Annotated in this window: 26 protein-coding genes; 17 read left to right on the top strand and 9 right to left on the bottom strand. The window is 61.5% G+C overall.

The annotated features are described in order from the left end of the window. Nucleotides 1–298 precede the first annotated feature (298 nt). Genes NKH73_RS14785 through NKH73_RS14795 form a run of 3 tightly spaced genes read right to left on the bottom strand, consistent with a single transcriptional unit; the run spans nucleotide 299 to nucleotide 3,962 of the window. Complete coding sequence (locus tag NKH73_RS14785; protein ID WP_352932614.1) at nucleotides 299–1,417, bottom strand: nucleotide kinase domain-containing protein; 1,119 nt, start codon at nucleotides 1,415–1,417, stop codon at nucleotides 299–301. After that, nucleotides 1,414–2,364, bottom strand: a complete 951-nt coding sequence (locus tag NKH73_RS14790; protein WP_352932615.1) for a TylF/MycF/NovP-related O-methyltransferase — start codon at nucleotides 2,362–2,364, stop codon at nucleotides 1,414–1,416. The genes NKH73_RS14785 and NKH73_RS14790 overlap by 4 nt, the downstream gene beginning before the upstream one ends. Further along, nucleotides 2,364–3,962 carry a thymidylate synthase gene (locus NKH73_RS14795; protein WP_352932617.1) on the bottom strand — a complete coding sequence of 533 codons (1,599 nt, stop codon included), beginning with the start codon at nucleotides 3,960–3,962 and terminating at the stop codon, nucleotides 2,364–2,366. The genes NKH73_RS14790 and NKH73_RS14795 overlap by 1 nt, the downstream gene beginning before the upstream one ends. A gap of 82 nt (nucleotides 3,963–4,044) precedes the next feature. Between NKH73_RS14795 and NKH73_RS14800 the strand changes: the two genes are divergently transcribed. Both NKH73_RS14800 and NKH73_RS14805 read left to right on the top strand, forming a co-directional pair. Next, complete coding sequence (locus tag NKH73_RS14800; protein ID WP_352932620.1) at nucleotides 4,045–4,485, top strand: TIR domain-containing protein; 441 nt, start codon at nucleotides 4,045–4,047, stop codon at nucleotides 4,483–4,485. Between the two features lie 6 nt (nucleotides 4,486–4,491). Then, a complete protein-coding gene (locus NKH73_RS14805; RefSeq protein WP_352932621.1) occupies nucleotides 4,492–5,103 on the top strand; it encodes an Nmad2 family putative nucleotide modification protein in 612 nt (203 codons plus the stop codon). Nucleotides 5,104–5,430: 327 nt separating this feature from the next. On the opposite strand, the gene NKH73_RS14810 is transcribed toward NKH73_RS14805, so the two are convergent. Beyond that, a complete protein-coding gene (locus tag NKH73_RS14810; protein ID WP_352932624.1) occupies nucleotides 5,431–6,417 on the bottom strand; it encodes a 5'-nucleotidase in 987 nt (328 codons plus the stop codon). Between the two features lie 283 nt (nucleotides 6,418–6,700). Between NKH73_RS14810 and NKH73_RS14815 the strand changes: the two genes are divergently transcribed. The 8 genes from NKH73_RS14815 (at nucleotide 6,701) to NKH73_RS14850 (ending at nucleotide 16,884) form a co-directional block, all read left to right on the top strand. Then, nucleotides 6,701–8,089 carry a transposase gene (locus NKH73_RS14815; protein WP_352932626.1) on the top strand — a complete coding sequence of 463 codons (1,389 nt, stop codon included), beginning with the start codon at nucleotides 6,701–6,703 and terminating at the stop codon, nucleotides 8,087–8,089. A gap of 317 nt (nucleotides 8,090–8,406) precedes the next feature. Beyond that, the gene (locus tag NKH73_RS14820) at nucleotides 8,407–9,462 is read left to right on the top strand and encodes a LacI family DNA-binding transcriptional regulator (protein ID WP_352932628.1); all 1,056 of its coding nucleotides are present in this window, start codon (nucleotides 8,407–8,409) and stop codon (nucleotides 9,460–9,462) included. Nucleotides 9,463–9,575: 113 nt separating this feature from the next. After that, nucleotides 9,576–10,817 carry an ABC transporter substrate-binding protein gene (locus NKH73_RS14825; RefSeq protein WP_352932630.1) on the top strand — a complete coding sequence of 414 codons (1,242 nt, stop codon included), beginning with the start codon at nucleotides 9,576–9,578 and terminating at the stop codon, nucleotides 10,815–10,817. Nucleotides 10,818–11,208: 391 nt separating this feature from the next. After that, the gene (locus NKH73_RS14830; protein WP_352932632.1) at nucleotides 11,209–12,135 is read left to right on the top strand and encodes a carbohydrate ABC transporter permease; all 927 of its coding nucleotides are present in this window, start codon (nucleotides 11,209–11,211) and stop codon (nucleotides 12,133–12,135) included. Continuing rightward, nucleotides 12,135–12,992, top strand: a complete 858-nt coding sequence (locus NKH73_RS14835; protein WP_352932634.1) for a carbohydrate ABC transporter permease — start codon at nucleotides 12,135–12,137, stop codon at nucleotides 12,990–12,992. The genes NKH73_RS14830 and NKH73_RS14835 overlap by 1 nt, the downstream gene beginning before the upstream one ends. 24 nt (nucleotides 12,993–13,016) lie before the next feature. Beyond that, nucleotides 13,017–15,008 (top strand): glycoside hydrolase family 127 protein, encoded by a 1,992-nt coding sequence (locus tag NKH73_RS14840; RefSeq protein WP_352932636.1) that lies wholly within the window; start codon nucleotides 13,017–13,019, stop codon nucleotides 15,006–15,008. A gap of 144 nt (nucleotides 15,009–15,152) precedes the next feature. Further along, the gene (locus NKH73_RS14845; protein WP_352932637.1) at nucleotides 15,153–16,265 is read left to right on the top strand and encodes a putative hexosyltransferase; all 1,113 of its coding nucleotides are present in this window, start codon (nucleotides 15,153–15,155) and stop codon (nucleotides 16,263–16,265) included. Next, entirely contained in the window at nucleotides 16,252–16,884 is a 633-nt protein-coding gene (locus tag NKH73_RS14850; protein WP_352932639.1) for a hypothetical protein, read from the top strand. The genes NKH73_RS14845 and NKH73_RS14850 overlap by 14 nt, the downstream gene beginning before the upstream one ends. On the opposite strand, the gene NKH73_RS14855 is transcribed toward NKH73_RS14850, so the two are convergent. Genes NKH73_RS14855 through NKH73_RS14865 form a run of 3 tightly spaced genes read right to left on the bottom strand, consistent with a single transcriptional unit; the run spans nucleotide 16,881 to nucleotide 19,054 of the window. Next, nucleotides 16,881–17,336: a GtrA family protein gene (locus tag NKH73_RS14855; RefSeq protein WP_352932641.1), complete on the bottom strand. Its 456-nt coding sequence runs from the start codon at nucleotides 17,334–17,336 to the stop codon at nucleotides 16,881–16,883. The genes NKH73_RS14850 and NKH73_RS14855 overlap by 4 nt on opposite strands. Further along, complete coding sequence (locus NKH73_RS14860) at nucleotides 17,314–18,006, bottom strand: class I SAM-dependent methyltransferase (protein ID WP_352932643.1); 693 nt, start codon at nucleotides 18,004–18,006, stop codon at nucleotides 17,314–17,316. Before NKH73_RS14860 ends, NKH73_RS14855 begins: the two co-directional genes overlap by 23 nt. Further along, complete coding sequence (locus NKH73_RS14865) at nucleotides 17,981–19,054, bottom strand: glycosyltransferase family 2 protein (protein WP_352933028.1); 1,074 nt, start codon at nucleotides 19,052–19,054, stop codon at nucleotides 17,981–17,983. The genes NKH73_RS14860 and NKH73_RS14865 overlap by 26 nt, the downstream gene beginning before the upstream one ends. 346 nt (nucleotides 19,055–19,400) lie before the next feature. Here NKH73_RS14865 and NKH73_RS14870 point away from each other — a divergent pair, with 346 nt between their 5' ends. The 6 genes from NKH73_RS14870 to lpxK all read left to right on the top strand — a co-directional run bounded on the left by NKH73_RS14870 (nucleotide 19,401) and on the right by lpxK (nucleotide 24,990). Continuing rightward, nucleotides 19,401–20,738 (top strand): TldD/PmbA family protein, encoded by a 1,338-nt coding sequence (locus NKH73_RS14870; protein ID WP_352932646.1) that lies wholly within the window; start codon nucleotides 19,401–19,403, stop codon nucleotides 20,736–20,738. After that, on the top strand, nucleotides 20,725–21,531 hold the full coding sequence (locus tag NKH73_RS14875; protein ID WP_352932648.1) for a 3'(2'),5'-bisphosphate nucleotidase CysQ: 807 nt from the start codon (nucleotides 20,725–20,727) through the stop codon (nucleotides 21,529–21,531). Before NKH73_RS14870 ends, NKH73_RS14875 begins: the two co-directional genes overlap by 14 nt. 76 nt (nucleotides 21,532–21,607) lie before the next feature. Then, on the top strand, nucleotides 21,608–21,853 hold the full coding sequence (locus NKH73_RS14880) for a DUF4170 domain-containing protein (protein ID WP_095485661.1): 246 nt from the start codon (nucleotides 21,608–21,610) through the stop codon (nucleotides 21,851–21,853). 5 nt (nucleotides 21,854–21,858) lie between these two features. Beyond that, the gene (locus NKH73_RS14885) at nucleotides 21,859–22,647 is read left to right on the top strand and encodes a lysophospholipid acyltransferase family protein (RefSeq protein ID WP_352932650.1); all 789 of its coding nucleotides are present in this window, start codon (nucleotides 21,859–21,861) and stop codon (nucleotides 22,645–22,647) included. Beyond that, entirely contained in the window at nucleotides 22,644–23,960 is a 1,317-nt protein-coding gene (gene waaA / locus NKH73_RS14890) for a lipid IV(A) 3-deoxy-D-manno-octulosonic acid transferase (protein ID WP_352932652.1), read from the top strand. The genes NKH73_RS14885 and waaA overlap by 4 nt, the downstream gene beginning before the upstream one ends. A gap of 1 nt (nucleotide 23,961) precedes the next feature. Then, the gene (gene lpxK / locus NKH73_RS14895; protein WP_352932654.1) at nucleotides 23,962–24,990 is read left to right on the top strand and encodes a tetraacyldisaccharide 4'-kinase; all 1,029 of its coding nucleotides are present in this window, start codon (nucleotides 23,962–23,964) and stop codon (nucleotides 24,988–24,990) included. Nucleotides 24,991–25,015: 25 nt separating this feature from the next. Here lpxK and NKH73_RS14900 read toward each other — a convergent pair whose 3' ends face one another. Further along, the gene (locus NKH73_RS14900) at nucleotides 25,016–25,249 is read right to left on the bottom strand and encodes a DUF2093 domain-containing protein (RefSeq protein ID WP_027153867.1); all 234 of its coding nucleotides are present in this window, start codon (nucleotides 25,247–25,249) and stop codon (nucleotides 25,016–25,018) included. A 198-nt stretch (nucleotides 25,250–25,447) separates the two neighbouring features. On the opposite strand from NKH73_RS14900, the gene NKH73_RS14905 reads away from it, so the two are divergent. Further along, on the top strand, nucleotides 25,448–25,828 hold the full coding sequence (locus tag NKH73_RS14905; RefSeq protein ID WP_352932656.1) for a cupin domain-containing protein: 381 nt from the start codon (nucleotides 25,448–25,450) through the stop codon (nucleotides 25,826–25,828). A gap of 6 nt (nucleotides 25,829–25,834) precedes the next feature. On the opposite strand, the gene NKH73_RS14910 is transcribed toward NKH73_RS14905, so the two are convergent. Further along, on the bottom strand, nucleotides 25,835–26,761 hold the full coding sequence (locus NKH73_RS14910; RefSeq protein WP_352932659.1) for a LysR substrate-binding domain-containing protein: 927 nt from the start codon (nucleotides 26,759–26,761) through the stop codon (nucleotides 25,835–25,837). Between the last annotated feature and the right edge of the window lie 52 nt (nucleotides 26,762–26,813).

Genomic DNA, 26,813 nt, shown 5'->3' on the forward strand with positions numbered 1-26,813 from the left:
TTTTGCGACCGCTTGGTGAAAAAAGCGCGGCGCTTTGTTGGTCTCTGGTCGATGTCAGACACAAGCGTCGATTTCAGCCGACCTTGTGCCCGGCGCCAATTCCAACCGGCAGGAGAAGCGCGAAGCGGTGGTGGGCGGTCGGTGCTTGTTTGTCCGCGATGGCCGCTTTTGACCGGAAGGCGACGCCCACACGTCAGATTCTGAATGGCAGCTCTGCGTCCCACTCAGCCATTGCAACACAAGGGACGTTGGGAGACCGAAATGCGCAGTTGGCGTCCCAATAGAACCCGAAAATCACTCAGGCGAAGAGATCCGCGATGGCGCGATTGGCCCGATCATTTTCGCTAGGCTTTCCGTGTGGCCGCCCAACAGGTCGGTTCGCTGACGTGGCTTGGCCAGAAGCCAAAGGTGACCCGCCCGGCATCACCGCCGGAGACGCGATGCCCCATTTGGGCGGGAAGAAAAGCACGATGTCTTCGGCAGAGCCTCTGTATCGGGCTTTAATGCGGCTGCGGGCGCTCGTAAGCTCTGGAACCGCCTCTCGACAGTACTTGTCCAGCTCACAAAACAGGCCCTGGCAGTCGATGGCATGGAGCGGGCGGCCAAAAAGTCCGTCAAACGCCAAGCCCAGGCGATCAAACTCACGCTCCTGCTGTTCCACCATCCACAAGATGGTGTCAGCCGGCGAGTAGTCACCCATATCGGTGAAGGCCTTCTTCAAACCACGCAGTGCTCCCGGACCAGCCTGCGTGTAGTCATTTTCGCTAAAGTCGACCAAATCCGAATAATTGATGTCGATCGCGGTCTGGTAGGCCATAAACGGCCCCATCAGCGGGAAACCCTGCAAAAGCGCGACGATGTCCTCGATCGCCGGCGCTTGAAGGACCCGCTCTGCGCATGCGTGTTCTAGGAACATGTGCTTGAAAAGGGCAACATGGTTGCGGTGCTTCTCGTCAAAGCCGAACGCCTTGTTCGCACACAGAATGAAGGCGCCGGTGTAAAGCCCTCCATTGACTGCCTTCACATGATCTAGACCTTGTTCGAAGGTGCCTGATCGCAGGTGCTCAAGCCGAGGTGCGCCGCCGAGCCAAGCTGTCAGCGAGCGCCACGTCTCGATATTGCTGAAGGTTCTGAAAGCCACGATCTGGAAGACGCGATCCAGCGCGGTCGTCGTCGGATCATCGCCATAGGCGACGTCGCGGATCATGAATTGCGACACACGATCAGCGGCGCGAAAAACATTGCAGAACTTGAAGGTCCGCAGGATTGGATCCGAAGTCCACGGCCAGCTCTGTCCCGATAGCCTATTCTCGAATGCTGCCTGGCGGCGTGATGCGAAGGTCCAGTAAAGCTCATAAACGCTTGAGCGTTGCTGCGGTGTCGAACGGCGGACGAAGTTGTTCGGGGACTTGGTCATGACTGCCTCATGAAAACACCGGTGCCGTGGAGGTTAAAATAGCGGGGGTCGGCAGCGAGAGACTTGGCGGCAATCCTCTCACCGATCGTGTCGATATGTCGATCATGTCCCGTCCAATGGTCGAAGATGATCGCCCCTCCAACCTGCGTGCGCTCTGCTATGACACGGATAATTGCCTGGGCAGAGGAGAAATTGTCAGTATCCACGAAAGAAAGCACAAGGGCCTGGTCAGCAAGCTTTGAGACCGTTTTGACCACGTCGCCCTCGACCACTTCGACGTTCCGCTTGGCAAAGACAGCGCGAACCATATCGACATCTAGGAATACGCAGTCTGGATGTGCATACATGTCCAACGGACTGCGCTTGTCGGGGAATCCCTTGAAGGTATCGAAGCCAAAGACCTTCCAGTCTGCCCCGAGCTGCTCGATGAAGCGCGAGATCAGCATCGTGGTGCCGCCCTTAAACATGCCAAATTCGGCGACAACGCCCTCAAGCCCACGATTATGAGCATTCTTGAGGCATTGGTAGATGTGCACCAGGCAATGACGATAGCCGTTCGCAAAGGAAGGAATGAAGAGCTCCTTCCTAGCACTATCGAACAGCTCGTCTCGAAACTCGAAGTGGCCGAAGCCGCCGATGAGTATCTTGGTTTTTGGCGGCACGAGTAGGGCAACGGCCGCGAGTAGAGGCTCTTTGCCGGCGTCGTCGGCAATGACGACAATATCCGGGTGCTGGCCGGCAAGCTCCGAGAGGTCATGTATCCCGCCGGTGCCGCCGGCGGCGAAAATGCCTAGGAATTCTACACCGCCTGATCGCAAAGCGGCTGAGCTTGCGATGTCGAAAGCAATCGCTGTCCAGCCAACGATCGCGACTTTCACGCCTGGGTCTCGCGCGACAATCGTCTCAGCAAGCTTGGTCTTGAGCTTCTCGACGTCGGAAAGATTCATCAGTTTATGCCAGCGTGTAGAAATTGTGTGACCGCCAAACGATCGCGGGTCACAATCTGGCCGACAAGTTCGGCCGATGACTTCACCAGCGCCGAGGCCAGCTCAAGTTTTTCCGTCGGCCAAGCCTTGGCTTCGGCGCGGGTCCAGCAGTTCTCGAACGTGCTCAGGATCTCGTCGATGACGGCTTTTTGTGTTCGTTGGATCGGCGGAAAGTCCGTCTGGTCAATGAGCGCATCGAAATTAGCCTCATGGTCGCTCAGCGGTGTCGGCGCAGTTCCTGGCAACAAAGTGCCAGGCGCCAGCTCCTCCGCCAGTTTGAGGCGGTACTTTTGGGTGTAAACGAGCAAGTCTATCGCGGTATCGAGGGCAGATTCTCCGCTCATCTCCAACCCAGTCGTGGAAAGCGTGTCGAGCCGATCAACCTTGCGGGCGATATTGGGAAGAACGCTCACCAGCTCGCCGCGCCGCTTCCAGGCGGCGCCATACGCCCGATCCTTCACCGCATGGAGCTTCTTGATCGCGTTTTTGAACGCGTCATCGTCGACACTTGCGAATTGGGCTTCGACGGCGGCAAAGAATTCGGCGATCGGAGGTTGAGCAGCCTCGCGCAGCAACTCAGGGAACTGTCGGCCAAAGAATTCGAACAACGCAGCGGCATAGTCGACTGCTGGCAATGCGGTTAGCTCCCGAGCAATGCGCTCGTAGTCCCAGACTGCCGCGGCCCACTTAAAATGAATCAAAGTCAGAGCACTATCGAGAAGCGGATCGCCGACCTCGCCATAGCTGCCGATAGAGCGGCTCGGATTGTTTCTGATCATCTCCTCGAGCTCAAACCATCGTGCCATTCTGGCAGGAAATTCTTCCCACGAGGTGCCGAACCTCGCCCGGTCGATGTTGTAGTCGTACGGGCTCAACCCATGAAAGGCTTCAACCGCCTTTAACGCTCGCTCGAAGTGGTTGTCATAAAGGTGTAGCGAGGCAGCTACGAATTGAGCCTCTCCCACATCGGCCTCGACCCAGTGGGCGAGCATTTCGTGCAAAACGCTCCACTCGAAAGCATTGATGCCCGAAAAGCCCCACCAGAGATCGTTGCTCCTCAGGGCAGTGTTGAGATGAAGTCGGTCGTCGCGGATGATCCAGCTCAACCAGTTGTTGCATGGAATATCCACGGACGCGACAAAGTCGCGCGCCGGGTCGAAAAGCATCATCACGCCCTGCCGGCTTGTTCGGTCGGCCAGAAGCAGCTTGCGGACCTCGTCAATTTGGTCAATTCCCGCCCACTTCCTCAGCCGCGGACCATAGGCGCCCCGCCACACCCGTTTGTCATCAGAGAAATCCGGCGCGCGAGGGAGGTAGCGTTCCAGCCAGGCGACGTCATCACGACCAGCCAGAACCCATAGGGTTTCGGCGAACTGGGCAACGACATCGTTGAGCCTATTCGGGACAAACAGGTATCGCTCAAGCGGGCGCTCAATCTGCGTCACCCGCCCGATCAGCTCCTTGGTTTGCTTTCCGCGAACTGAAATGTCCGCACCCAGCGCTAGCAAGTCCCTCGCGCTCGCCGCCGTGGCAAAACTGATGTTTCTATATATGGGCATTCTATTCTGGCGTATTACATTCTGACCAAAAGATTGCTAGAAACAAAAAACGAATCACATTTTCATGTATTCGGAGGCTAGATTGGAATTCAATAAAGTAAAGGCCTACGTTTTCCCTGTTCCGGGCCGGGAACAGAAAATTGCCGCGATCAAGAAAATGATCGTCGATGCCGGTGGCGAATTGATTTGTGATGACAAGCAAACGATCGCGGGCTTTGAGGCTTGTATTGACCAGTGTGATGTCGTTGTCGTTCTGATCTGCCCGGAAACGGACAGCGCGGATTACGAGGCCGCTACTGACTACGCGAAGAAGACCAACAAGCGCATCGTTGGGATCTGGCTAGACGAGACTGCCGGAGGCGGCGGCGTTGGTATTCCGGCTGCGCTCGACCGTGAGGGCGACGCGGTGGTCGAACCAACGATTGAAAGCGTGAAGAAGGCCGTCATCGAAAAGGAACGCATCTGGAAAGAGCCTGACGGCACCAAACGCGCGGTCCAGAAGACGCCCCGCCATAAAGGCTAAACGACCATGGTGCTGTTTTCGTACGTCGTGCGTTGGGATCACGGCTTTGCGCCCAATCCATTCTACGGGGTGTGCAGCTTGGCCACCTGCAAACCCGGCCTAAGAAAAAAGGCCAACGTGGGTGATTGGGTTCTTGGGACCGGACCATCGAAGCGCGGCCTTGCTGACCGAGCGGTCTTCCTAATGCGGGTCGATGAGATCACCAGCTTCGATGCGTACTGGCGTGATCCAAGATTTTTAGCCAAGCGCCCGGTGCTGAGCGGCAGCTTCAAAGTGCGCTTCGGGGACAATATCTACCATCGTGCAAATCCAGGTAGTCCCTGGATCCAGGCGGACTCGAGGCATAGCCAACATGGGGCCGTAGCCAACCAAAAGAACCTGAATCGTGATACCGGCACGACCGACAAAGTCCTGCTGTCGATGAACTTCAAGTACTGGGGTGATCAGGCACCTCAGCTCCCCCAGCAATTCGCTCACTTTGCTATCGGCCGCCCGGGATACGAGTATGATTTTCCGGCGGCTAAGGTCGCGGCCTTTCTTCAGTGGGCTGATGGGCTCGGGCAAACCGGACGCCTTGGGGACCCCATCGAATGGAAGTGGGCCCGATGGTGGCGCTAACCTAAACGAAAAGCCCAGAGTCTTGTGGACGCCATCTCAATGTCGTCGAACACGTTCTAGCTTCCCTGTTCGCGTTCGGTAAGTCCTACGCTGGATCCGCTCGCGCTTGAGGAGGTTCTCTGCCCCGCATTTTCGTGGCAGTTCCCACGTCGGCCGGGCCGCAACTTTCGCTTCGAGGTCAGAAGCAGAATGACCGCTTTCGATAATTTCGACCTATTAGCTGTCAGTCCGCTTCCGGCCAAATCAAGACGTTTGGCACATTGGCGCCAAGCGTCCGCGCCTTGTTGACCTTGGACCAAGAGAGACGCGATCTTATAACACGCCGAGTCAACCTGCCGGTATCACCAGTGCAGCCGGATCGTGCGGTCCAGGAACATGGCCGGCGGGGACCACTGCCGCCGCGCCGAGTACGTGCTTCTCTTGGTCGTCGAAGAAAATGTGCGCACCGAGTGCCTTTAATATAGGTGCTTTCTCACGGCTTCCGACGAAGTGCGCCTCATCGGCAGGTGTCCCCCAAGCCCTCAGCGTGCGAATGACACGCTCGTGAGCAGGGGCGTTCCGAGCCGTGACTAGTGCGATGCGGACCTTGCTTACGTTACCCTCATCCAGGAAAACTCGCCGCAACGCGGACAGCTTATGAAGAAAATTTCCAAACGGGCCACGCGCCATTGGATTGCTCGCGTTCGCGGTCTCATGAGCGAGGAAGGCGTCCAATCCATCCTCTTTGTAGATCGCGTCGGACTCGGGACCAAACACGACAGCGTCGCCGTCGAACGCGACCCGGACCTCGCCCGAGGGCGTTTCGGCACGGTCCTTAGGGGCCAAGCCGAGCCGGGCGGCAGCCGCACCGCCAATTACCGCTCCTTTTACGTCCGCGTCCGCGTTCGAGAGAAATAGGTCGATGCCCCACGCCGGTACAAAGGGCGCAAGCGACCGCCCGCTAGTAAAACTACCCGTCTTAACGACAAGCCCGTGGTGGTCGATCGACTTGAAGGCCCGTAGCGAGAGGTCTGGCGAATTCTGCGACAAGAGGATCACCTCGACATAAGGCGCCGCGCCAGGATCGTTCAGCGCGAGTAACCGCTCGACCACCTCGAAGCCGGCGCCCCTGCCGAGGATGACGTCCTCCCGTTCGAGCTGCATAGCGGCATAAGCCTTGACGCCGTACTCCTCGAATATGCGATGCTCTTCCTCCAAGTCAAAAAGCGCGCGCGTAGAGATACCAATGCGGAGAGGGCTAGATCTAAGCGCAGCCGCTGGATCGCGATTTCCCTTGTCGTCCTCGGCCCTAAGCGCGGCATCCATGACTTCCATGAGCGCTAACTCCCGACCTGGGCCCGCCTTGGAGGAACCCCTTTTCACAACTGCGAATTTCAAAGCATTGGAGACGTGTGATTAACTTACCTAAGTCTACTACCACAACTGGGTTGCCATCATCCTATCAGTCAAGCGACTAATCGCCCGCTGCTTGACGGTTTTCAAACTCCGCGCTGGCCGCGAGCGTCTGTTCTTGGCGGATATTGTTGAAAAACTCGTCATTGCAGGCACTTGGGACGCGTGATTCAATCCTCTGAGTGATTTGGCAGGGGATCAGGCGATGATGGGCAAGCAGGCGGCTCCGGCGCAGCTCTTCTATGATTTCAGTCTCGATGAGCACGTGCCAGCCGACCATCTTCTACGCCGGATCGACAACCACCTGGACCTCGATGGCGTCCGCGCGCAGTTGAAGGCCTACTACAGCAGCACGGGTCGACCATCGATCGATCCGGAACTGATGATGCGCATGCTGATCATTGGCTACAGCATGGGCATCCGGTCGGAGCGGCGGCTGTGCGAGGAGGTTCATCTCAATCTCGCCTATCGTTTGTTTTGCCGGCTTGGACTGGCCGGCAAGGTGCCGGATCATTCCAGCTTCTCGAAGAACCGCCATGGACGTTTCAGGCAAAGCGATATCCTTCGGCATCTGTTCGAGACGGTGGTTGAGCGCTGCCTCGTACAGGGTCTTGTCGGTGCTGAAGGCTTTGCCGTCGATGCCAGCTTGATTGCCGCGGATGCCAACAAACAGCGCTCGGTGTCTGGCGCAGAATGGAGCGCGCAAGAGGCGAAGGAGAATGCAGGCCGTTCCGCTCAGGAATATCTGGCGGTGCTTGATGACGCTGCTTTTGGTGCGGCTTCGCCGGTAACGCCGAAGTTTATTTCCCCGTCAGACCCGGCAGCCCAATGGACGGGTGCCCATAAAGGCCATGCCTTCTTCGCCTACGCCACCAACTATCTGATCGACACCGACCATGGCGTCATTCTTGACGTGGAAGCCACCCGTGCCATTCGACAGGCTGAAGTTGGCGCTTCACGCACCATGATCGACAGAACAGAGAACCGCTTTGGCCTGAAGCCGGGCTATCTGGTCGCCGACAGTGCCTACGGCTCGGCTGACAATCTGGCTTGGCTTGTGAAGGAAAAGGAGATTGCTCCGCACATTCCTGTGTTCGACAAGTCCAACCGGACAGACGGGACTTTCTCGCGTGCCGACTTCAATTGGGATGGCGAGGGCGATCGCTACATCTGCCCGGCGGGTAAGGAACTGGTTCAGTTCCGCCGCACCTACGCGACGCCCCGATCGGGCATCACCAGTGAAGGCACCCGGCTCTATCGAGCCAGCAAGAAGGACTGCGACGCTTGCGAACTCAAACAGCTCTGCTGCCCGAATGCAGTTGCTCGCAAAATCCCTCGTGATCTCAATGAGGATGCCCGTGACGTCGCCAGAGCCATTGCCGGCACGCCCGATTACGAGCGTTCACGGCATCGTCGCAAGAAGGTCGAGATGCTCTTCGCTCACCTCAAGCGCATTCTGCGGATGGCCAGGTTGAGACTGCGCGGTCCATGTGGTGCACGCGACGAATTCCTGCTCGCAGCAACGGCACAAAACCTCAGAAGGCTGGCAAAGCTTAGGCCTTCACGCCTCCCAACCGCGGCCATGGCTGCATAATGGCCTGTGGCCTGGAGCCATCCCACGGCATCAGAACGAGAGACACCTTGCCAACTCTTCGAAAAACCGCGTGCACAGCGTCGCGGATGCTCAAACTCCGAGTTTTTCAACGATATCGGCGCAAGGCGGTCGTTGATGGGTAACCGCTGCTCGCGTCACCCACCCCACTATACCCGCTTGCATTCCCAGCATTCGCATCCTAATCTCCTCTGAGAAAACCTTTTCTCAGTCCTCCAAGCGTCGCCAGCCACCCAAATCGATACTCTACTGGCCTGCAAGAGAAAACCTTTTCCCAACTAAGGAATTCACCGCGCACCATGGCCTCCGACACCTCGCCAGCGCCCGCCAAGAACCCCGTCACCCTCCGTGAGGTGGCCGCACTTGCCGGCGTCAGCGTGGCGACGGCGTCAAAAGCCCTCAACGGGCAGGGGCGGATGACCGCCGAGACGCGCGAGCGCATTCGCGAGACGGCGCAGCGTCTTGGCTTTCGGCCGAACAGCTTGGCGCAGAGCCTGTTACGCCGGCGCTCCTTCACTGTCGGCCTGTTGACCAACGACACCTATGGGCGCTTTTCGCTGCCGGTCATGTCGGGCATTTCGGATGCGCTGGTCGACAAGGGCGTCTCGGTGTTTTTGTGCAATGTCGAGGACGACCAGCGGCTCGGCCAGCTCCACGTCGATGCCATGCTCGATAAGCGCGTCGACGGCATCATCGCCACCGGCAAGCGCATCGACCGCCATCTGCCGGTCGACCTGTCCAATCTCGGCGTTCCCGTGATTTACGCCTTCACCCAGCCCGATCCCGACGCCATCGCCTTTGTCTCTGACGACGCCGGCGGCGCGCGGCTGGCGGTCGAGCACTTTTGGCGGCTTGGGCGGCGGCGCATCGCCCATGTCACCGGGCCGGCGAGTTTTGCGGTGGTGCACGCGCGGGCACAGGCCTATCGTGACGTGCTGACCGAGAAAGGCTTGCCGGTCATGGAACCATTGCTCGGATCGTGGTCGGAAGCGTGGGGTCACGAGGCGGTGAAGAAGCTCTTCGACGGCAAGCTGTCGAAGAGTGGGGGCGAAAAGCCCGATGCCGTCTTTTGCGGCAACGACCAGATCGCGCGCGGCGTCATCGATGCGCTGCGCGAGCGCGGGCTTGGCGTGCCTGATGATGTCGGCGTCATCGGGTTCGACAATTGGCAGATCGTGGCCGAGGCAACCCGCCCGCCGCTGACCTCCGTCGACATGAACCTGGCGGCACTCGGGCGCGAGGCCGGCCTTACCTTGCTTTCGCTCGTCGGCGGCCAGCCCGCCGAGCCGGGCATCCGAAAACTGCCGTGCCGGCTGGTGGTGCGGCAGTCATGCGGCCGTCCGCCGGACGGCTGAGACCAATGCATGTCGCCCAAAAGTGCGCAGCGGTTTTGGGATAACGACATGCATCAAAGCGAAACGACGCTGCGCGGGGAGCGCGGCCGAGGAAGAACCATGAGGAGGAGAACATGAGGACTGTCATTACCGGGCTCGCCTTTGCCGCGAGCATCCTGAGCTTTCCGGCGGCCGCCGCCGAGACCGCCAACATCTGGGTTCGCGCCGACGGCTCGAACTTCATGCCGCGCATCGTCGATGCCTTCAACAAGGGGCATGAGAACCAGGTCAAGCTGGATATCATCCCCAATGCCGAGATCATCCCGAAATATGGCGCCGCCGCCGCCGGCGGCACAGCACCGGATGCGCTCTCGCTCGACCTGATCTACACGCCGTCCTTCGCTGCCGCCGGCCAGCTGGAAGACATCACCGACTGGGCGAAATCGCTGCCTTATTTCAACAGCCTGTCGCCGGCGCACGTCAAAACCGGCACCTACAAGGACCGCATCTACGGGCTGCCGTTCTCCGCCGATAGTTCGGTGCTGATCTGGAACAAGAAGCTGTTCAAGCAGGCAGGGCTCGACCCTGAAAAGGGCCCGACCAACTGGGCCGAGATCGAAGCCGACGCCGAGAAGGTCAACGCGCTCGGCGGCGACATCAAAGGCTTCTACTTCTCCGGCAATTGCGGCGGCTGCAACATCTTCACCTTCACGCCGCTGATCTGGGCCTCGGGCGGCGACATCCTCACCGAGGACGGCTCGAAGGCGACGCTCGACAGCCCGCAGCTGCGCGGCGCCATCGACCTCTACCGCTCGATGGTCAAGAAGGACCTGGTGCCTTCAGGTGCGCAGACCGACACCGGCTCCAACTTCTTTGCGGCGTTTGCCGGCGGCAATATCGGCATCTCGCCGTCCGGCGCCTTCGCCATCGGCGCGCTGAACACGCAATACCCAGATATCGACTACGGCGTCACCTTCCTGCCGGGAAAGGATGGCGGCTGGTCGTCCTTTGCCGGCGGCGACAATTTCGTCGTCACCAAGGGCACCACGAAAATCGCGGTGGTGAAGGAGTTCCTCGATTTCGCCTACTCGCTCGAAGGCCAGACCATCCTGGCGAAATACGGCAGCCTTCCGGTGCGCGGCGACATCGCCAATGAGGCGCTGAAGGATCTCGACCCGCGCTACAAGGTCGCCGCAGAGGCCATGGCCAAGGGCCGCACGCCCTATTCGGTGGTGTTCAACGACCTGATCAACTCCGCCAACGGTCCGTGGAACCAGATGGTCAACGAGGTTTTCTTCGGCGAGGACGTCGATGGCGCCATCGCCAATGCGCAGGAAACCATGCAGTCGATCATAGATTCGGCGCCGCAGCAGTAGGCGCCGGCTACCTCCCCCTCGAGGGGAGGTCGGACCGCAGGTCCGGGTGGGGTCGTTGCGGCAGTGCTCGACGTTCTTTTTCTGTCAGTGCTCGACGTTCTTTTGATGTCGGCACGCTTCGCAGAGGACCCCACCCCCGGCCTTCGGCCGGACCCTCCCCTCGAGGGGGAGGGGGACGCAGCGCTAATGGAAGAACGGCCATGACCTTAATCGCAGCGGCAATCACAGCACCGGCACCCCACCTCCCCCTTGAGGGGAGGTCGGACCGCAGGTCCGGGTGGGGTCGTTGCGGCAGTGCTCGACGTTCTTTTTCGTCGGCGCGCTGCACGCAGGACCCCACCCCCGGCCTTCGGCCGGACCCTCCCCTCAAGGGGGAGGGGAGCGCCCAGCCATGACCTCCATCGCAGCAACCTCCACCCCAGCCCGCCGCCGCAAACTGGTCGGCGCCGGCCGCCGGCAGTGGATCGGCCTGCTCTATGTCGCGCCGGCCGTGGCGCTCGTCGTCGTCTTCTTTATCATCCCGCTCGGCATGACGGCGTGGATGTCGCTGCACAACTGGCCGCTGATGGGCGCGCATTCCTTCATTGGCCTCGACAATTATTGGGCGATCCTGCGCGACAACAGGTTCTGGAACGCGCTCAAATTCACCGGCTATTACACGGTGATCGTCACCATCGCGATCTTCGCCGTCGCCTTTCCGCTGGCGCTGTTCATCGAAAAACCCAGGCAGATGACCGGCTTCTACCGGACATCCTTCTTCATGCCGGCCGTCATCGGTTTCGCCTCGGCCAGCCTGCTCTGGTCGTGGCTGCTCAATGTCGATTCCGGCCTGTTCAGCCCGGCCGCCTTCGAGCTCGGCCTGACCGAAAGGAAGGTCAATCTGCTGGCGACCTTCCAGCCGGCATTCTGGTCGATCATCGCCATGGTCGTCTGGAAGGTGGCGGGCTTCACCATGATCATCCTGATGACCGGTCTGCAGTCCATTCCGCCGGACCTGCAGGAGGCGGCTATGATCGACGGGGCAGGGCCGCTGGCGCGGTTTCGCGCCATCACCCTGCCGCTGATGCGCCGCACCCTGGCGCTGGCGCTGATCCTGTCGGTTGCCGGCTCGGTGCTCGCCTTCGACCAGTTCTACATCATCCTGCGCGGCGGGCCGCGCAACCAGACGCTGACCGCCGTCTACTGGATTTTCAACCAGTCGTTCGTGTCGTTCAAGCTCGGCTACGGCGCCGCATTGTCGATGGTCCTGCTGGTCATCCTGGTCGCACTCAGCCTCATCCAGCTGCGGCTGCTGCGCCAACCGGAGGGCGTTGACTGATGGCGCAGGCACGCAGCCGCAAAACCCGCATCGGCATGCAGATCGCCGAGCATGCGACGGGCATCATCGCCTCATTGCTGTTCCTCGCGCCGATCGTCTGGACCGTGCTTTCGGCGTTCAAGCCGGCGCAGGAATCGCGTCAACCGCCGCTGCCGCCCTGGCCGACGACGGGTTTTTCGGTCGAGAACTACGCCACGCTCAATACGTTCGGCGATGGGCTGTGGCTGCCGGCGCAAAACAGCATCTACGTCTCTGTCATGACGGTGGTGCTGTCGGTGATCGTCAGCGTGCTGGCCGGCTACGGGTTCTCGCGCTTCCGCTTTCCACTGAAGAACCTGCTCTTCGTCGTCATCCTGTCGACGATCATGATCCCGTTCCAGTCGATCCTGACGCCGATCTTCCTGGTGCTGACCAAGATCGGCCTGCACAACACGCTGACCGGGCTGGTCTGCGTCTATGTCACGCTGCAACTGCCGTTCTCGATCTTCATGATGCGCAACGCCTTCGACGCGGTGCCGCGCGAGATCGAGGAGGCCGCCCGCATGGACGGCGCCAACAATGTCACCATGCTGTTGAGGGTGATGCTGCCGCTGGTCTGGCCGGGCATCGTCACCATCGCGCTGTTCGCATTCCTCGGCGCCTGGAACGAGTTCCTGGCAGCGCTCGTGCTGATGACGGACCAGTCCAAATTCACGCTCCCGATCATGATGACGGCGCTTCAGTCCGGCCGTTTCGGCGCCATCGACTGGGGCGCGGTGCAGGCCGGCGTCACCGTGATGATGGTGCCGTGCCTGGTGCTCTTCCTCTTGCTGCAGCGCTTCTACATCCGCGGCCTCATGGCAGGGGCCGTGAAGTGATCCCTATTCGAACGGAGTAAATTGATGACCGCATCGCAATCCGCCAAACCGGCCGCCAATCCGGGCAAGCCGAAGCTCGCCTTCCGTCCGCTGCCGGTGCCACAGGTCGATATCAGAGGCTTCTGGGGCGACCGGGTCGATGCGGTCGCCACCAGGACCGCCGACATCCTCTACGACCGCTGCGTCGAGGCGCGCATGCTGGAGCAGATCGACCCGGACCGGCCGTCGCCCGGCGTCGTCATTCCGTTCCACTCACCCTCGCCGGACGAGGCCGCTGCCGCCGGCAACGAGTTCACCGGCTCGACGGTGACGACGCAGATGTTCTGGGACTCAGATTGGGGCAAGACCATCGAGACCGCGGCCTATTCGCTTTATCGCCGCCGCAATGACGCTCTGGAGAAGAAGATCGACGCCGTCATCGACATGTACGGCAAGCTGCAGCAGCCCGACGGTTATCTCTCCAGCTGGTACCAGCGCATCCAGCCCGGCAAGCGGTGGACCAATCTGCGCGATTGCCACGAGCTCTATTGCGCCGGCCATCTGATCGAAGGCGCGGTCTCCTACTACCAGGCCACCGGGAAACGCAAGCTGCTCGACATCATGTGCCGTTATGCCGACCATATCGCCGAGACGTTCGGTCCCGAGCCCGGCAAGAAAAAGGGCTATTGCGGCCATGAGGAGATCGAGCTGGCGCTGGTCAAGCTCGCGCGGGTCACCGGCGAGCAAAAGTATATGGACCTGGCAAAGTACTTCATCGACCAGCGCGGGCTTGAGCCGCATTATTTCGACGAGGAGGCGCGTGCCCGCGGTGAAGACCCGAAGGCCTATCATTTCAAGACCTACGAATACAGCCAGTCGCACAAGCCGGTGCGCGAACAGGACAAGGTCGTCGGCCATGCGGTCAGGGCGATGTATCTCTATTCCGGCATGGCCGATATCGCCACCGAATATGGCGACGACACGCTGCGGATGACGCTTGACCGGTTGTGGGACGATCTCATGACCAAGAACCTCTACATCACCGGCGGACTTGGACCGTCGTCGCACAATGAGGGCTTTACATCAGACTACGACCTGCCCAACGAAACCGCCTATGCCGAGACCTGCGCTTCGGTCGGACTGGTGTTCTGGGCCAGCCGCATGCTCGGCATGGGCCCCAATGCGCGTTACGCCGACATGATGGAGAGGGCGCTCTACAACGGCTCGATCTCGGGCCTGTCGCTCGACGGCTCGCTGTTCTTCTATGAGAATCCGCTCGAAAGCCGCGGCAAGCACAACCGCTGGAAATGGCATCGCTGCCCGTGCTGCCCGCCCAACATAGGCCGCATGGTCGCCTCGATCGGCAGCTATTTCTACAGCCTGTCGGATGACGCGTTGGCGATCCATCTCTATGGAAACGGAACGGCTCGTTTCGACATCGCAGGTCGGCCGGTGACCTTGACCCAGACCAGCAACTATCCATGGGATGGCGCGGTTTCGATCAGCGTCGAGCCCGAGGCGCCGACCGAATTCACCTTGCACCTGCGCCTGCCGGCCTGGTGCCGCAAGGCGGCGCTCAAGGTGAACGGGACCGAGGTCGATCTACATGAGGTCACCAGCGACGGCTATGCCGCGATCCGGCGCGAGTGGCGAAAGGGCGACCGGGTGGAACTCGACCTCGAAATGGCGGTCGACCGCCTCTACGCCAACCCTGAGGTGCGGCAGGATATCGGCCGCGTCGCGCTCGCCCGCGGCCCGCTGATCTATTGCGTTGAGGAGACCGACAATGCCGGCCAGCTGCACCGCATCGCTCTGCCACGGACGGCAAAGATCGAGGCGCGTGAGGAGCCGAACCTTCTGGGTGGCATCGTCACGCTTTCAGCCGTCGCCAGCAAAGAAGCCTCTGAAAACTGGGAAGACGGGCTCTATCGCACCGAACCACCGGCGGTGGAGGGGGCGAAAGTCACCGCCGTTCCCTATTTCGCCTGGGACAATCGCGATCCCGGCGAGATGCTCGTCTGGCTGAGGGACTCCTGATCCGGATCTTGTGCCGGCAAACGGCAGCGTCTTGAATTTGCCGCCACTGCGCTAATTTAGAAGGGAGAGTGGCGACAGCCGCTCGAATGGGTGGAGGCACAGTTGGATGTCGCGCGTTCGAACGCCGGCGGTCGCTCAATAGCGATGGCCGTGGCGGCGGTTCCGCTCCTGTTCGTCGTCAGCGGCTTAGCCATTCGCTATGCGGCATTTGCTTCAGTATCGGAGGAGCCAGGTTTCGCGGCTTATGCCCGCGCGCTCTGCCGGTGGGATTGCGCCTGGTACATTGACATCAGCGAACAAGGTTACGAACCTTTTCCCATTCCAAACCAAAGCAATGTCGGTCGCTGGGGCTTCTTTCCACTCTATCCGATGCTGGTGGCGGCGATCCGGGTTGTTTTCCCTTTTCAGACGATACTGGTCGCCACCATCACCTCCATCGTTTGCAGCTACGCCGCCTGTCTGGTGGCATGGCCGCTGCTGGAGAAGAACATGCGGGCCTATGTGCTGTATTGCGCCTTTCTGCTCAGCGGCCCGTTCTCCTTCCATTTCACGACGTTCCTGACCGAACCTCTTTTCGTGCTCCTGACCTCGTGCGTTTTTCTGGCGCTCAAGCGCTCCAGCTATCTCGCCGTGGGTGTCTCATCCGCGCTGCTGTCGGCGACGAGGCTCGTCGGGGTGCTCGTCGTATTTGCGACCGTCATTCAAACGTTCAGGGAACACCGCCAGCAGGGCGGATCGGCGCTGTCTTTTCCACGCTGGCTGCTTGGCCGACCGGATCTGCTGGTCGCTATCCTCATCTCGCCCGCCGGCTTGTTCGCCTACATCCTGTTTCTTTATCTTACGATCGGGGACGGCTTTGCGTTCTTGCATGTCCAGCGCGCATTTGGACGGGTAGCGGGCAATCCACTCGTCTTTTTATGGGACGGACTCTCCGCCGTTCCGAAGACGGGTTGGCTGCCCACCGCGCCGCAATGGAGCGCGCTTGCCGCAATCGCCGGACTGGCGCTGTCGGCCGTTCTGGCGGCTCGCAGGCAATATGGCGCTGCGCTGTTCTGCGCGCTCTGCATCATCCTGCCACTGATCACCAACCTGGCCTCGATGGTCAGGTACGTCATTGGGCTTGCGCCTCTGACAATGTTGCTGGCCGTCCTGCTATCGGCGTCGAGGCTGACTTACCTAGCGGCTTTGGTTCTCTTCCTGGGCGCCTGTTATTTCATGACTGTGGCGTGGATCGGAGGCTACCTTGCCCTGGTCTGACATTCCGGCCCCGTATCGGCGCGCCGCCGGGCTCAGCGGCTACGCGCTCGCGACGGTTCTGGCCGGGTCCGAAATCGTCATCCTTGCGCTTGCTCTCAATCCGAACGTCAACGCCGACTATCGCGCCTATTACATCGATCGGACGACGACTTGCCTCAACCGCGATGCGATCGGCGGCTACATACTTGGCCAGACGGTATCGTTCCGCAGCGACGGCGCCAAACAGGCAGCCAGCATGAAGGTCTGCGGCTGGTCGGGGCCGGCAGGCGACGGCACCCATTCGCTGGGCGAGACCTCGCGGCTTCGCGTGGGGATACCGCCGCTCGGTCACGGCTTGGCTGCCACGCTGCAAATGGCCCCCGTCATTCGTCCGCCGCAGATCACGCAGAGGGTTGTGATCTCGGTGAACGGCGTTCGGGCGCATGCGGTGACGCTGTCTGGCAAAGAAACACGAATGGTCTCGTTCGTCATCCCACCGGCGGCTCTCGGCGAGACCAAGGCACTCGAAATCGCCTTCGATTATCTCGACGGCATTCCGCAAACTCCGGCCGCCAGCAACATCTACAACCGCGCCATCAAGCTGGTGTCGTTCAGGCTGGATGCCGTTGAGACGGACTAGCTGGAGCCGTCGCCTTGCCGGCCGGGTCTTCCCTGCGCAAAAACCCATCGGTCGAGCATGAGCAGATTGACCGCCGGAATGAGCAAGCATGTAACCAGAATGCCAATGATGGGCGACAGGCCGAGTTTCATCGTTAATAGCGCCGGCACTGCGTAAGCCACGGCGAAGCCTGTCGCCGTCAGCAGGAGAAAACGCGCAGCTTCCGATCGATGCGAGCCGCTCGACATGAAGGTCACTGATTTGTGGGCGAGATACGAAAACACGGCGGCCGCGGCGTAAGCCGAAAGCGACGCCTGGACGGGCGTGACGCCGAACCGTTCCGATTTGACCAAAACGGTAGCCAAGACAGCGTAAAGGATCGTCGCAGCGACGCCGACCAACCCGAAGCGCGCCAGCAGCTTCAGCCCGGCGCCGGCTGTCGAGCGGCCCTCAGACATGGGCGCTGCACGCATACTGGGCTCCGAGTGGCAGTGGCGCGAGCAGGCGCTCGAGTTTTCTGGCGAAAGGCCTGGCCGAGGGCAGCAGCAGGAAATGCTCGGATCGGATATCCCGAAAACCCGTCTCCTGAAAGAGGGACCTTGCTTTGGTGGCGTTGAGCAGGACCGCGTCCTGGTCGAATGGACACCGGAACACCGCAAGACGCGTCAGCGGATTATAGGGATTGTGCTCGATGATGCAGGCGGCGCCGTCCGGCCGTACTACGCGCCGCATCTCCCGGAAGAAATCGAGCCAGGAGACTGGCGGAACGTGATGGACGACGCAACTGGCGAAAGCCAGATCAAACGCGCCGTCTTCATAGGGCAGGCTCGGCGTCGTGCAGGCCCTGTAGGTCACACCTGGATTGTCCCGGCCGGCGCGCAGGATCGATTCCTCCGAGACGTCGCAGCCATCCAGGTGCTCGAAGACGCCTTCGAGATAAGGGTGGAGCGACCCGACTCCGCAGCCGACATCCAGCGCCCGCACATCAGCACCGCCCTGCCGAAGCCTTCGCTCGACCACGAGGCGGCGCAGCAGGTCGGCCTTGGCGGCCAGAAAGAAGTCGTGCTTGAGTCCGGAAAACCGGACAGATCCTGCGACCACCTCGCCATAGTTTGATTTATAGCTGTCGAAGAGTTCGGCCATCAGCCGAGGCTCCGTTCCTGGGTTTTCGGATCGAACGACGGCTCTCACCAGGGGTGGCGATACGCATCGCCTTGTCGAAGCCGGTGGCCCGATCGATCACGTAAAGCGGACGGCGTTTCACCTCGGCGTGGATGCCGCCGACATAAAGCCCGACTACGCCGGTCATGAAAAGATTGATGCCACAAAGGAGCGACACGATCACCACGGTGGATGTCCAGCCGGCGATGATGCCGGTTTCAAAAATCCAGGCGAAGATGGCGTAAGCACCGAACAGTACCGCAAGCGCGGAGATGGCCAATCCGCCCCACAGTGCCATTCGCAGCGGCTTCTCGGAGAAGCTGACGATGCCGTGAACGGCAAGGTGCATCATCTTCCAGAATGGGTATTTGGTCTGGCCCAGGGTCCGCGCGGGGCGTTCGAAAGACACTGCCGCCTGCTTGAAGCCCATCCAGGCGAACATGCCCCTGACGAAGCGGTCGTGTTCGGGCATATGCCTGAAGGTTTCCAGCGCCTTGCGGCCGACCAGGCGGAAATCGCCGACGTCGCGCGGGATGTCGACCGACGTCATCTTCTCCAGCAGACGGTAGAAGAGATTCGCCGTAACGCGCTTGAACCAGGATTCGCCCTCACGCTTGACCCGGCGGGCATAGACGATCTCGAAACCTTCCTTCCACTTCGCCACCAGATCGAGAACCACCTCCGGCGGGTCTTGCAGGTCGGCATCCATGACGATGACCGCATCACCCGCAGCCGCGTCCATGCCGGCCGTGATCGCGACCTGGTGGCCGAAATTGCGGGAAAGCTCGATCAGCCGGAAGCGCGGCTCGGCAGCGACCACCTTCTGAAGGTATTCGACGCTTCCATCGAGGCTTCCGTCATCGACGAAGATCGCCTCAGCCTCTCCGTCCAACCGGCAGATCAGCCAGCTGATCCGCTCGATCAGTTTAGGCAGCACCTGCTCTTCATTGTATATGGGAAGGACCAGCGAGTACCGCGGCGGCGACACGTTCACCGCAGTCCTGATGCTTTGGATCACAGAGTCTCGCATGCGGTTGAAAATGGAACGCAAGCTACAAAGTTCCAAAGATGCACAAGAAATTGCTAATTTAATGGTTGGATCAGAGGTCGGTCATGAGTGGAAAAGGACGAGGGCGACGTTACCGCAATCGAACGTCCATACGTGATCGAGATACGGCATCAAAGGGGCTGTCGGCCAATCCGCACCTGGCGCGAAGCAGCCTTTGAGGAGCCGCTTCGATCATGCCGCCTAAAGCCGATGTCCGCTGGCCGATCTATTCTGCTTGCCACTTCTGCCATTGCACAAGCCACATCGGAACAATAGATGGTGCGGAGCGGCCGCCACTTATGTCAGGCGGAAAAACAGGACTATGTGCATGACCGATACGCTGGACTCAGCAAAATTGACCGACCGCGTCGCGGCCCTGGTTGAGGCTGCCAAGCGGGCCGACGCCGCCGACGCGGTTGCGGTGCGCGGCCGCTCGACCGGTGTGTCGGTGCGGCTTGGCAAGGTCGAGGGGACCGAAGCGTCCGAGAGCGAGGATGTCTCGCTGCGCGTCTTCGTCGGCAAGCGGGTGGCGAGCGTCTCGGCAACCGCTGCATCGGATCCGAAAGCGCTGGCCGAGCGCGCTGTTGCGATGGCCAAAGTGTCCCCTGAGGATCCCAATCAGGGCCTCGCCGATCCGGCTTTGCTGGTTAAGAAGCCGCGCGACCTCGATCTGTTCGACGCGACGGAAGTTTCGGCCGACCAGTTGAAGGAAGCAGCACTGGCTGCGGAAGCGGCGGCACTTGCCGTCAAGGGTGTTACCAATTCGGCCGGCAGCGGCGCCAGCGCCGGTCTTGGCGGGCTGGTGCTCGCCACCTCGCACGGCTTTGTCGGCCATTATGTCGCGTCGCGTTTTTCGCGCTCGGCCAGTGTCATCGCCGGCGAGGGCACCGGCATGGAGCGCGATTATGACTTTTCCTCGCGCCAGCATTATTCCGATCTCGACGCGCCGGAGGACATCGGTCGCAAGGCCGGCGAACGCGCTGCCCGTCGCATCGGCGCACGCAAGGCGACGACCGGGTCGGTCAATGTGGTGTTCGACCCGCGCGTCGCCCGTGGCATCGCCGGCCATCTCGCCAGCGCCATCAACGGCGCGTCCGTCGCACGCAAGACTAGCTTTCTGCGCGACATGATGGGCAAGCAGGTAGCGGCGGCCGCGATCACCGTCACCGACGAGCCGCTCCGGCGCCGTGGCCAGGCATCGCGTCCGTTCGACGGTGAAGGCGTCGAGGGCGAAACACTGCTCATGGTCGAAAAAGGCATTTTGAACCACTGGTTCCTCTCTACCTCGGCCGCGCGGGAATTGGGACTGACCACAAACGGGCGCGGCTCGCGCAACGGCTCCTCCGTCTCGCCGTCATCGACCAACCTCGCCATCGAGCCGGGCGAGCGGACGCCCGAAGACCTCATCAAGTCGCTCAAGTCAGGTTTTTACGTCACCGAAGTGTTCGGCCAGGGCGTCGACATGGTGACCGGCGAGTACAGCCGCGGCGCTTCCGGCTTCTGGATCGAGAACGGCGAGCTCGCTTATCCGGTTGCGGAAGTGACCATCGCCTCGAACCTGAAGACCATGTTCCTCAACATGGTTCCGGCGAGCGATCTCGATCGCAATTTCGGCACCGCCGCACCAACGCTTCTGATCGAAGGCATGACCCTTGCCGGAGCTTGACCAAGTCACCTCCGCCGGAGTCCGCGAGGATCTGCCGCTGCTGCGCGACGCTGCCCGCGAGGCGGGCATCATTGCCATGCGCTATTTCGGCAACAACCCGCAAGTGTGGATGAAGGGCGGGACCTCGCCGGTAAGCGAGGCCGATCACGCTGCCGACGCCTACCTGCGCGAGACCTTGCTTGCGGCACGGCCGGACTATGGCTGGCTCTCGGAGGAGACGGCCGACGATCCCGCAAGGCTTGCTGCCCGCCGCACCTTCGTCGTCGATCCGATCGACGGCACGCGCGGCTTCCTCGAAGGGCTTCGCTCATGGTGCGTCAGCGTCGCCGTGGTCGAGGACGGCCGCACGCTTGCCGGCGTGCTCGAATGTCCAGCCACGCAGGAGACCTATTGGGCGTTGCCCGGTGAAGGGGCGTTCCTGAATGGCGGTCGCATCGCCGTGCGCCGCCCGGCAGCCATGGTCGAAATTGGCGGGCCGAAGCCATTGATCAGCCTGATGCCGGCGGAATGGCAGGGCCGGCTGAGCCGCGTGCCCTATATTCCCTCGCTCGCCTACCGGCTGGCGATGGTCGCCAATGGCGTGCTCGATGCAACCTTCGTCAAGCCCAACGCACATGATTGGGACATCGCCGCGGCGGACCTCATTTTGCGCGAGGCAGGCGGCGCATTGCTCGACCAAAAAGGCCGCGCACCGCGCTATGCCGGCGAAGTGATCAGCCACGGCCCCCTGGTTGCCGGCAGCGGCGAACTGCTTGCCGTCCTCTCCGGCATCATCGCCGGGCTGGACGGTTGAACATATCATCAATGGTTCCAAAGTCGGCGGCTTTGGTCTAGACCTGTCACAAACTCACGATATGTGAAGGACCGACATGACCGCGGAAGACGGAAAGAAGCAGCTTTTGCACCTGGTGTTCGGCGGCGAACTGAAGACGCTGGGCGGGACCGAATTCCGTGATCTCGACGCGCTCGATATCGTCGGCATCTATCCGGATTATCAATCCGCGCAAACGGCATGGAAGGCTAAGGCCCAGGCCAGCGTGGACAATGCCCATATGCGGTATTTCGTCGTTCACCTGCACCGGTTGCTCGACCCCGACACCAAGGCTGCCGATTGAAATCGATGGATCATGAAGCGGTGAAAGGACCGGCGACGAGGTCCGGCGTCAGAAGGCATCCTGGCGGCACCCCACGGACATTCTGGCGCAAGATTCGCGAACCGCTCGCGCAATCGCGATTCGTCAAGAATGCCATCGCCAGCCTGTTTGCGCAGTTCGTTCGTCTCATCCGCCTGACCAATCGTGTTGTCGACGGATCGGCTCAGATATCGGGCGGCGCTTATTCGCAGTTCGAGCCAGGCATCATTGCGCTGTGGCACGGCCAGCATCTTTTGACCCCGGCCTACTATCCAAAGGGGCGGCCGCTGGTCGCCATGGTCTCGCGCAGTGCCGATGCCGAGCTCAACGCGCTGATGATCGAGAAATTCGGTATCGAGGCGGTGCGCGGCTCGGGCGGGCGCGAAAGCTCGAAGCATCTCGACAAGGGCGGCGCCAAGGCGCTGATTGCCCTGAAAAAGTCGCTCGCCACCGGCAAGAACGTCGCCATGATCGCTGACATTCCACATGGCACGCCGCGCGATGCGGGGCTTGGCATTGTTCTCCTGGCGCGGCTTTCAGGCCGGCCGATCCTGCCCGCCGCCATCGCCACCAGCCGCCGCAAGGTGCTCGAGCGCAGCTGGGACAAGACCACAATCAATCTGCCGTTTGGCCGCTCCTCCATCGTCGTGGGAACGCCGGTGTTCGTTCCGGCCAATGCGGACGAGGCCGAAATGGAACGCAAGCGCCAAGAGGTCACGGACGCGCTCAACGCTGCAACCGCTGAAGCCTACCGCCTCGTGGATGGCTCGAAATGAGCGGGCGCTGGGCGCGCACCTTCCTAACGGCGTATCGTTTCGCAGGCGCAGCCGCCTATCCGCTGGTCGGGCCTTATGTTGCCTGGCGCACCTCCAGGGGCAAGGAGGACCGAGTTCGCCGGCGTGAGCGTTATGGCATCGCCGGGCGCGAGCGCCCCGAAGGGCCGGTGATCTGGATCCATGCGGCGAGCGTCGGCGAGACCATTGCCGTCGTGCCGCTGGTCGAGAGCATTCTCGACTACGGCGTCAACATCGTGCTGACGACGGGGACCGTCACTTCGGCTCAGGTTGCCGAAGAGCGGCTCGGCGAACGCATCATCCACCAATATGTGCCGCTCGACCTCAAGCCGGCAGTCAGCCGCTTCCTCGACCATTGGCGGCCGGATCTGGCGATCATCGCCGAATCGGAGATCTGGCCGATGACCATCCTGGAGCTCGGCGCGCGGCGTGTGCCGCAGGTGCTGGTCAATGGCAGGCTGTCGGACCGTTCCTTCAAATCCTGGAAAAAGCGCGCCAACATCGCCGAGGCGCTGTTCGAAAATCTCGCCCATGTCGTCGCCCAGTCGGAAATCGACGGCGAGCGCTTTCTCTCGCTGGGCGCCCGGCCGGTCACCGTATCCGGCAACCTCAAGGTCGACACCACGCCGCCGCCAGCCGATGAAAAGGCGTTGTACGCGCTTAAGCGTCAGATTGGCGCGCGCCCGACTTGGGCGGCGATCTCGACCCATGAAGGGGAAGAGACGGTGGCCGCCGAAGTTCACGCAATGCTGCACAAGCGGCACCATGGCCTTTTGACGATCGTCGTCCCGCGCCATCCCGATCGCGCCGAAGCGCTTGCCGCGCAGATTTCCGGGATGGGCCTGAAAGTCGCTCGGCGCAGCAAGGGCGACAGGATCACCGCCGATACGGACATTCTGCTCGGCGATACGATCGGCGAGATGGGGCTTTATCTCCGGCTGACGGAGATCGCCTTCGTCGGCCGGTCACTCACCTCCGAGGGTGGCCAGAACCCGCTGGAGCCGGCCATGCTCGACACCGCGGTTCTGGCCGGCCGCAATGTTCAGAATTTTCGCGAGACCTATCAGCGCCTGCTCGACAGCGGCGGCGCCAAGCTGGTGCGCGACCGCGACATGCTAGCCGGCGCCGTCAATTTCCTTTTGAGCAACGAGGTGGCTCGCCACGAGATGATGGCAGCCGGTGCGGCGACCGTCGAAGAGATGCGCGGTGCGCTGGCGTGCACGCTGAAATCGCTCGAGCCCTACATCCAGCCGTTGGTCGTCAAGTCGCGCCTCAAGGGCGCCAACGGCCGCTAAGGTGGCCAGCGAAGCACCACCCTTCTGGTGGGAAGAACCGGACTGGCGCGCGCTGGCGCTGGCGCCGCTGTCCGCGGTCTATGCTCTCGTTGCCGGCCGCCGCATGCGCTCGGCGGCACGTGAAAAAGTTGGGGCGCCGGTGCTGTGCGTCGGTAACTTCACCGTTGGCGGCACCGGTAAGACGCCGGTGGCGATCGCTCTCGCCGGACAGGCCAGGCGCATGCAGCTCAATCCCGGTTTCCTGTCGCGCGGCCATGGCGGCTCCTTCGCACAGCCTCATGTCGTCGATCCGCATCACGACGCCGCCAAGCATGTCGGCGACGAGCCGCTGCTTTTGGCCGAGCACGCACCGGTCGCGGTGACGCCGAACCGCGCCGCTGGCGCGCGTCTTCTGCTGGAAAAGCATGGCTGTGATTTCCTGATCATGGATGACGGCTTCCAGAGCGCGCGCATCCATATCGATTACGCGCTGGTCGTCGTCGACGCACGCTATGGCGTCGGCAACGGCCGCGTCATTCCTGGCGGGCCTCTCAGGGCTGGTATCGTCGACCAGCTGGTTTTCACCAGCGCGCTGCTGAAGATGGGCGAGGGCCTTGCCGCCGACGCGGTCGTGCGCCAGGCGGCGCGTGCCGGCCGGCCGATCTTCGAGGCGTATACGCGGCCAAGCAGCACCGCGGGGCTTGCCGGCAAGCGGTTTCTGGCCTTTGCCGGCATTGGCCATCCCGACAAGTTCTTCGACACGGTCCGTGAAGCTGGCGGTGAAGTCGTGCTGACCCGGTCGTTTCCGGACCATCATTTCTATGGCGAGGACGAGCTTGCCGAACTGGCAACGACAGCGCGAGGTGCCGGACTTGGCCTCATCACCACCGCCAAGGACGCTGCCCGGTTGCGCCACGACGCCGCGCTCGCTGATTTCCTCCGACAGCTCGATGTGCTGAAGATCGAAACCGTGTTCGATCCCGACCACGTGCCCGAACGCATCATCGAAGAGACGCTGGATGCCTGGCGGCAGCGCAAGCTGCAAGGCTGACTTTGGAGCCGATCCAAAAGCTGGTCTAACGTCGGCTGCGCAATTCGGGATGTGCCTCGATCTCGCGGCGCAGCGAGGCCGCGGCACTCACATAGGGCTCCTGCCTGGCGACGCTCCAGTATTTGAGTTCATCGAGCGGGATGCTTTCGCCGGTGACCGCGCAGCGCACGAAGGCGCCGGGGCTGGTGACCTGGAAGTCGCCGTCGAGGTAGCGGATACGAGCTTCCTTGCCGCCGGGGCCTTCGAAACGGTTCATCATGGGGTGGTGCCGAAATTCATGACGATGTCATCGCCATAAATCCCGGCAAGGTCAAGCTTGGAGCAATTCACAGGCCCATTGTTAGCCGAATATCGCTCGCGAGGAGTGGAGCGAAGCGAAAAGAAGTGCTCGGCGCAGACGGCTTGGTCATTTGAAGCTACCGGATTACTGTCGCATTGATAGGATAAGGGGGACTTCATGGGCACCGCATTCAACGTGCTGCATCTGACCGAAGATGCCGCCGGCGAAAGTCGCTTCGGTCAATTCGATTTGACCTTGAAGGAGACCCCTTTTGCGCCGCCGGCACTGCCGTTCCTGGTCTCGCTCATCATGCCGGCCAAGGGCTATGTCGCGATCCGTATACCGGTTGGATGGATCGGCGAATTGCATCAATCACCGCATCGCCAGATCCTGTTTTGCATGGCAGGGGCATTGAAGGTCACGGCGAGCGACGGCGAGGTTCGTCTCGTGGAGGCCGGATCGGTCTGGCAGATGGAAGATGTGAACGGCAAGGGTCATTGGAGCGAAGTGCCAAGTCCGGTTCCGTTCGATGCCGTCATTCTGCTCCTGGATGGCTAGGCTGAGCTAGCTCTCTACCTCAAGGAACGCTTCCATTTTCTCCATTGCCAGTCCGGCCTGGACCGCGATGCGCCGCGCAAGTTCCGCAGCGGCGGCGCGAGGCCGCCCCAGCGGCCGGTCGAGCCAATAGGATATCGGGCTTAGCACGCTGCGCTCGTCGGCTGCGACAATGCGGCCCGACTTCAACTGATCCACTGTCAGCGGCGGCCGTGCCAGCGCGATGCCGAGGCCGTGGGCTGCCGCATCGAGCACCAGATTATAGTCCTCGAAGCGGCGGTCCTGCGGGCGCGGGCGATAGTCTATGTCCTGCGCCGCAAACCAGGCGCGCCAGGCCGAGGCGTCGGAATCGTTGATCAGCGGGAATTTGAGCAGCCGGGCCGGGTCGCCGCGACCGATTTCCTTGGCGAACTCCGGCGAGGCGACGGGGAAAACATGTTCCTCGAAAAGCCGCACCGAGACGCGGCCCGGAATACGGCCGCGTCCACAGCGGACCGAAAGATCGATGCCCTCGTCGGCAAGGTCGGCCTGGCGGTTGTCGACGTCGAGCACGATGCGCAGTTTGCTGGGGTTGTTCTCAAGCGCGGCCATACGCGGCATCAGCCACAAGCCGCTGACCGACGGGATCGAGGCCAGCCGCACCACCGCGGTGCCGCGCGGCTCGATCCAACGGTCCGAATTGCTGGCGATCAGTGCGAAGGCTTCGGTAGTGCGTAGATGCAGGCGAGTTCCCTCGATGGTGAGTGAGACGCCGCGCGCGCCACGGTCGAACACTTTCAGCCCGAGCCAGTCCTCGAGCTTGGCGATCTGCCGGCTGACGGCACCATGGGTGAGGTTGAGCTTTTCTGCGGCGGCAGAAAAACTCCCTGTTCGCGCTGCGGCGTCGAAGGCGCGCAAGGTCTCGAGCGGCAGCATCGGTTCTGAGCTGTGATCCATGCTCACAGGTGGCTCTCGATTTGGTCGTTTGTCAACAGTCCCGGAATGGCGT

The sequence above is a fragment of the Mesorhizobium sp. M0938 genome (genome assembly GCF_040319125.1).
In the GTDB taxonomy this organism is placed as follows: domain Bacteria; phylum Pseudomonadota; class Alphaproteobacteria; order Rhizobiales; family Rhizobiaceae; genus Mesorhizobium; species Mesorhizobium robiniae.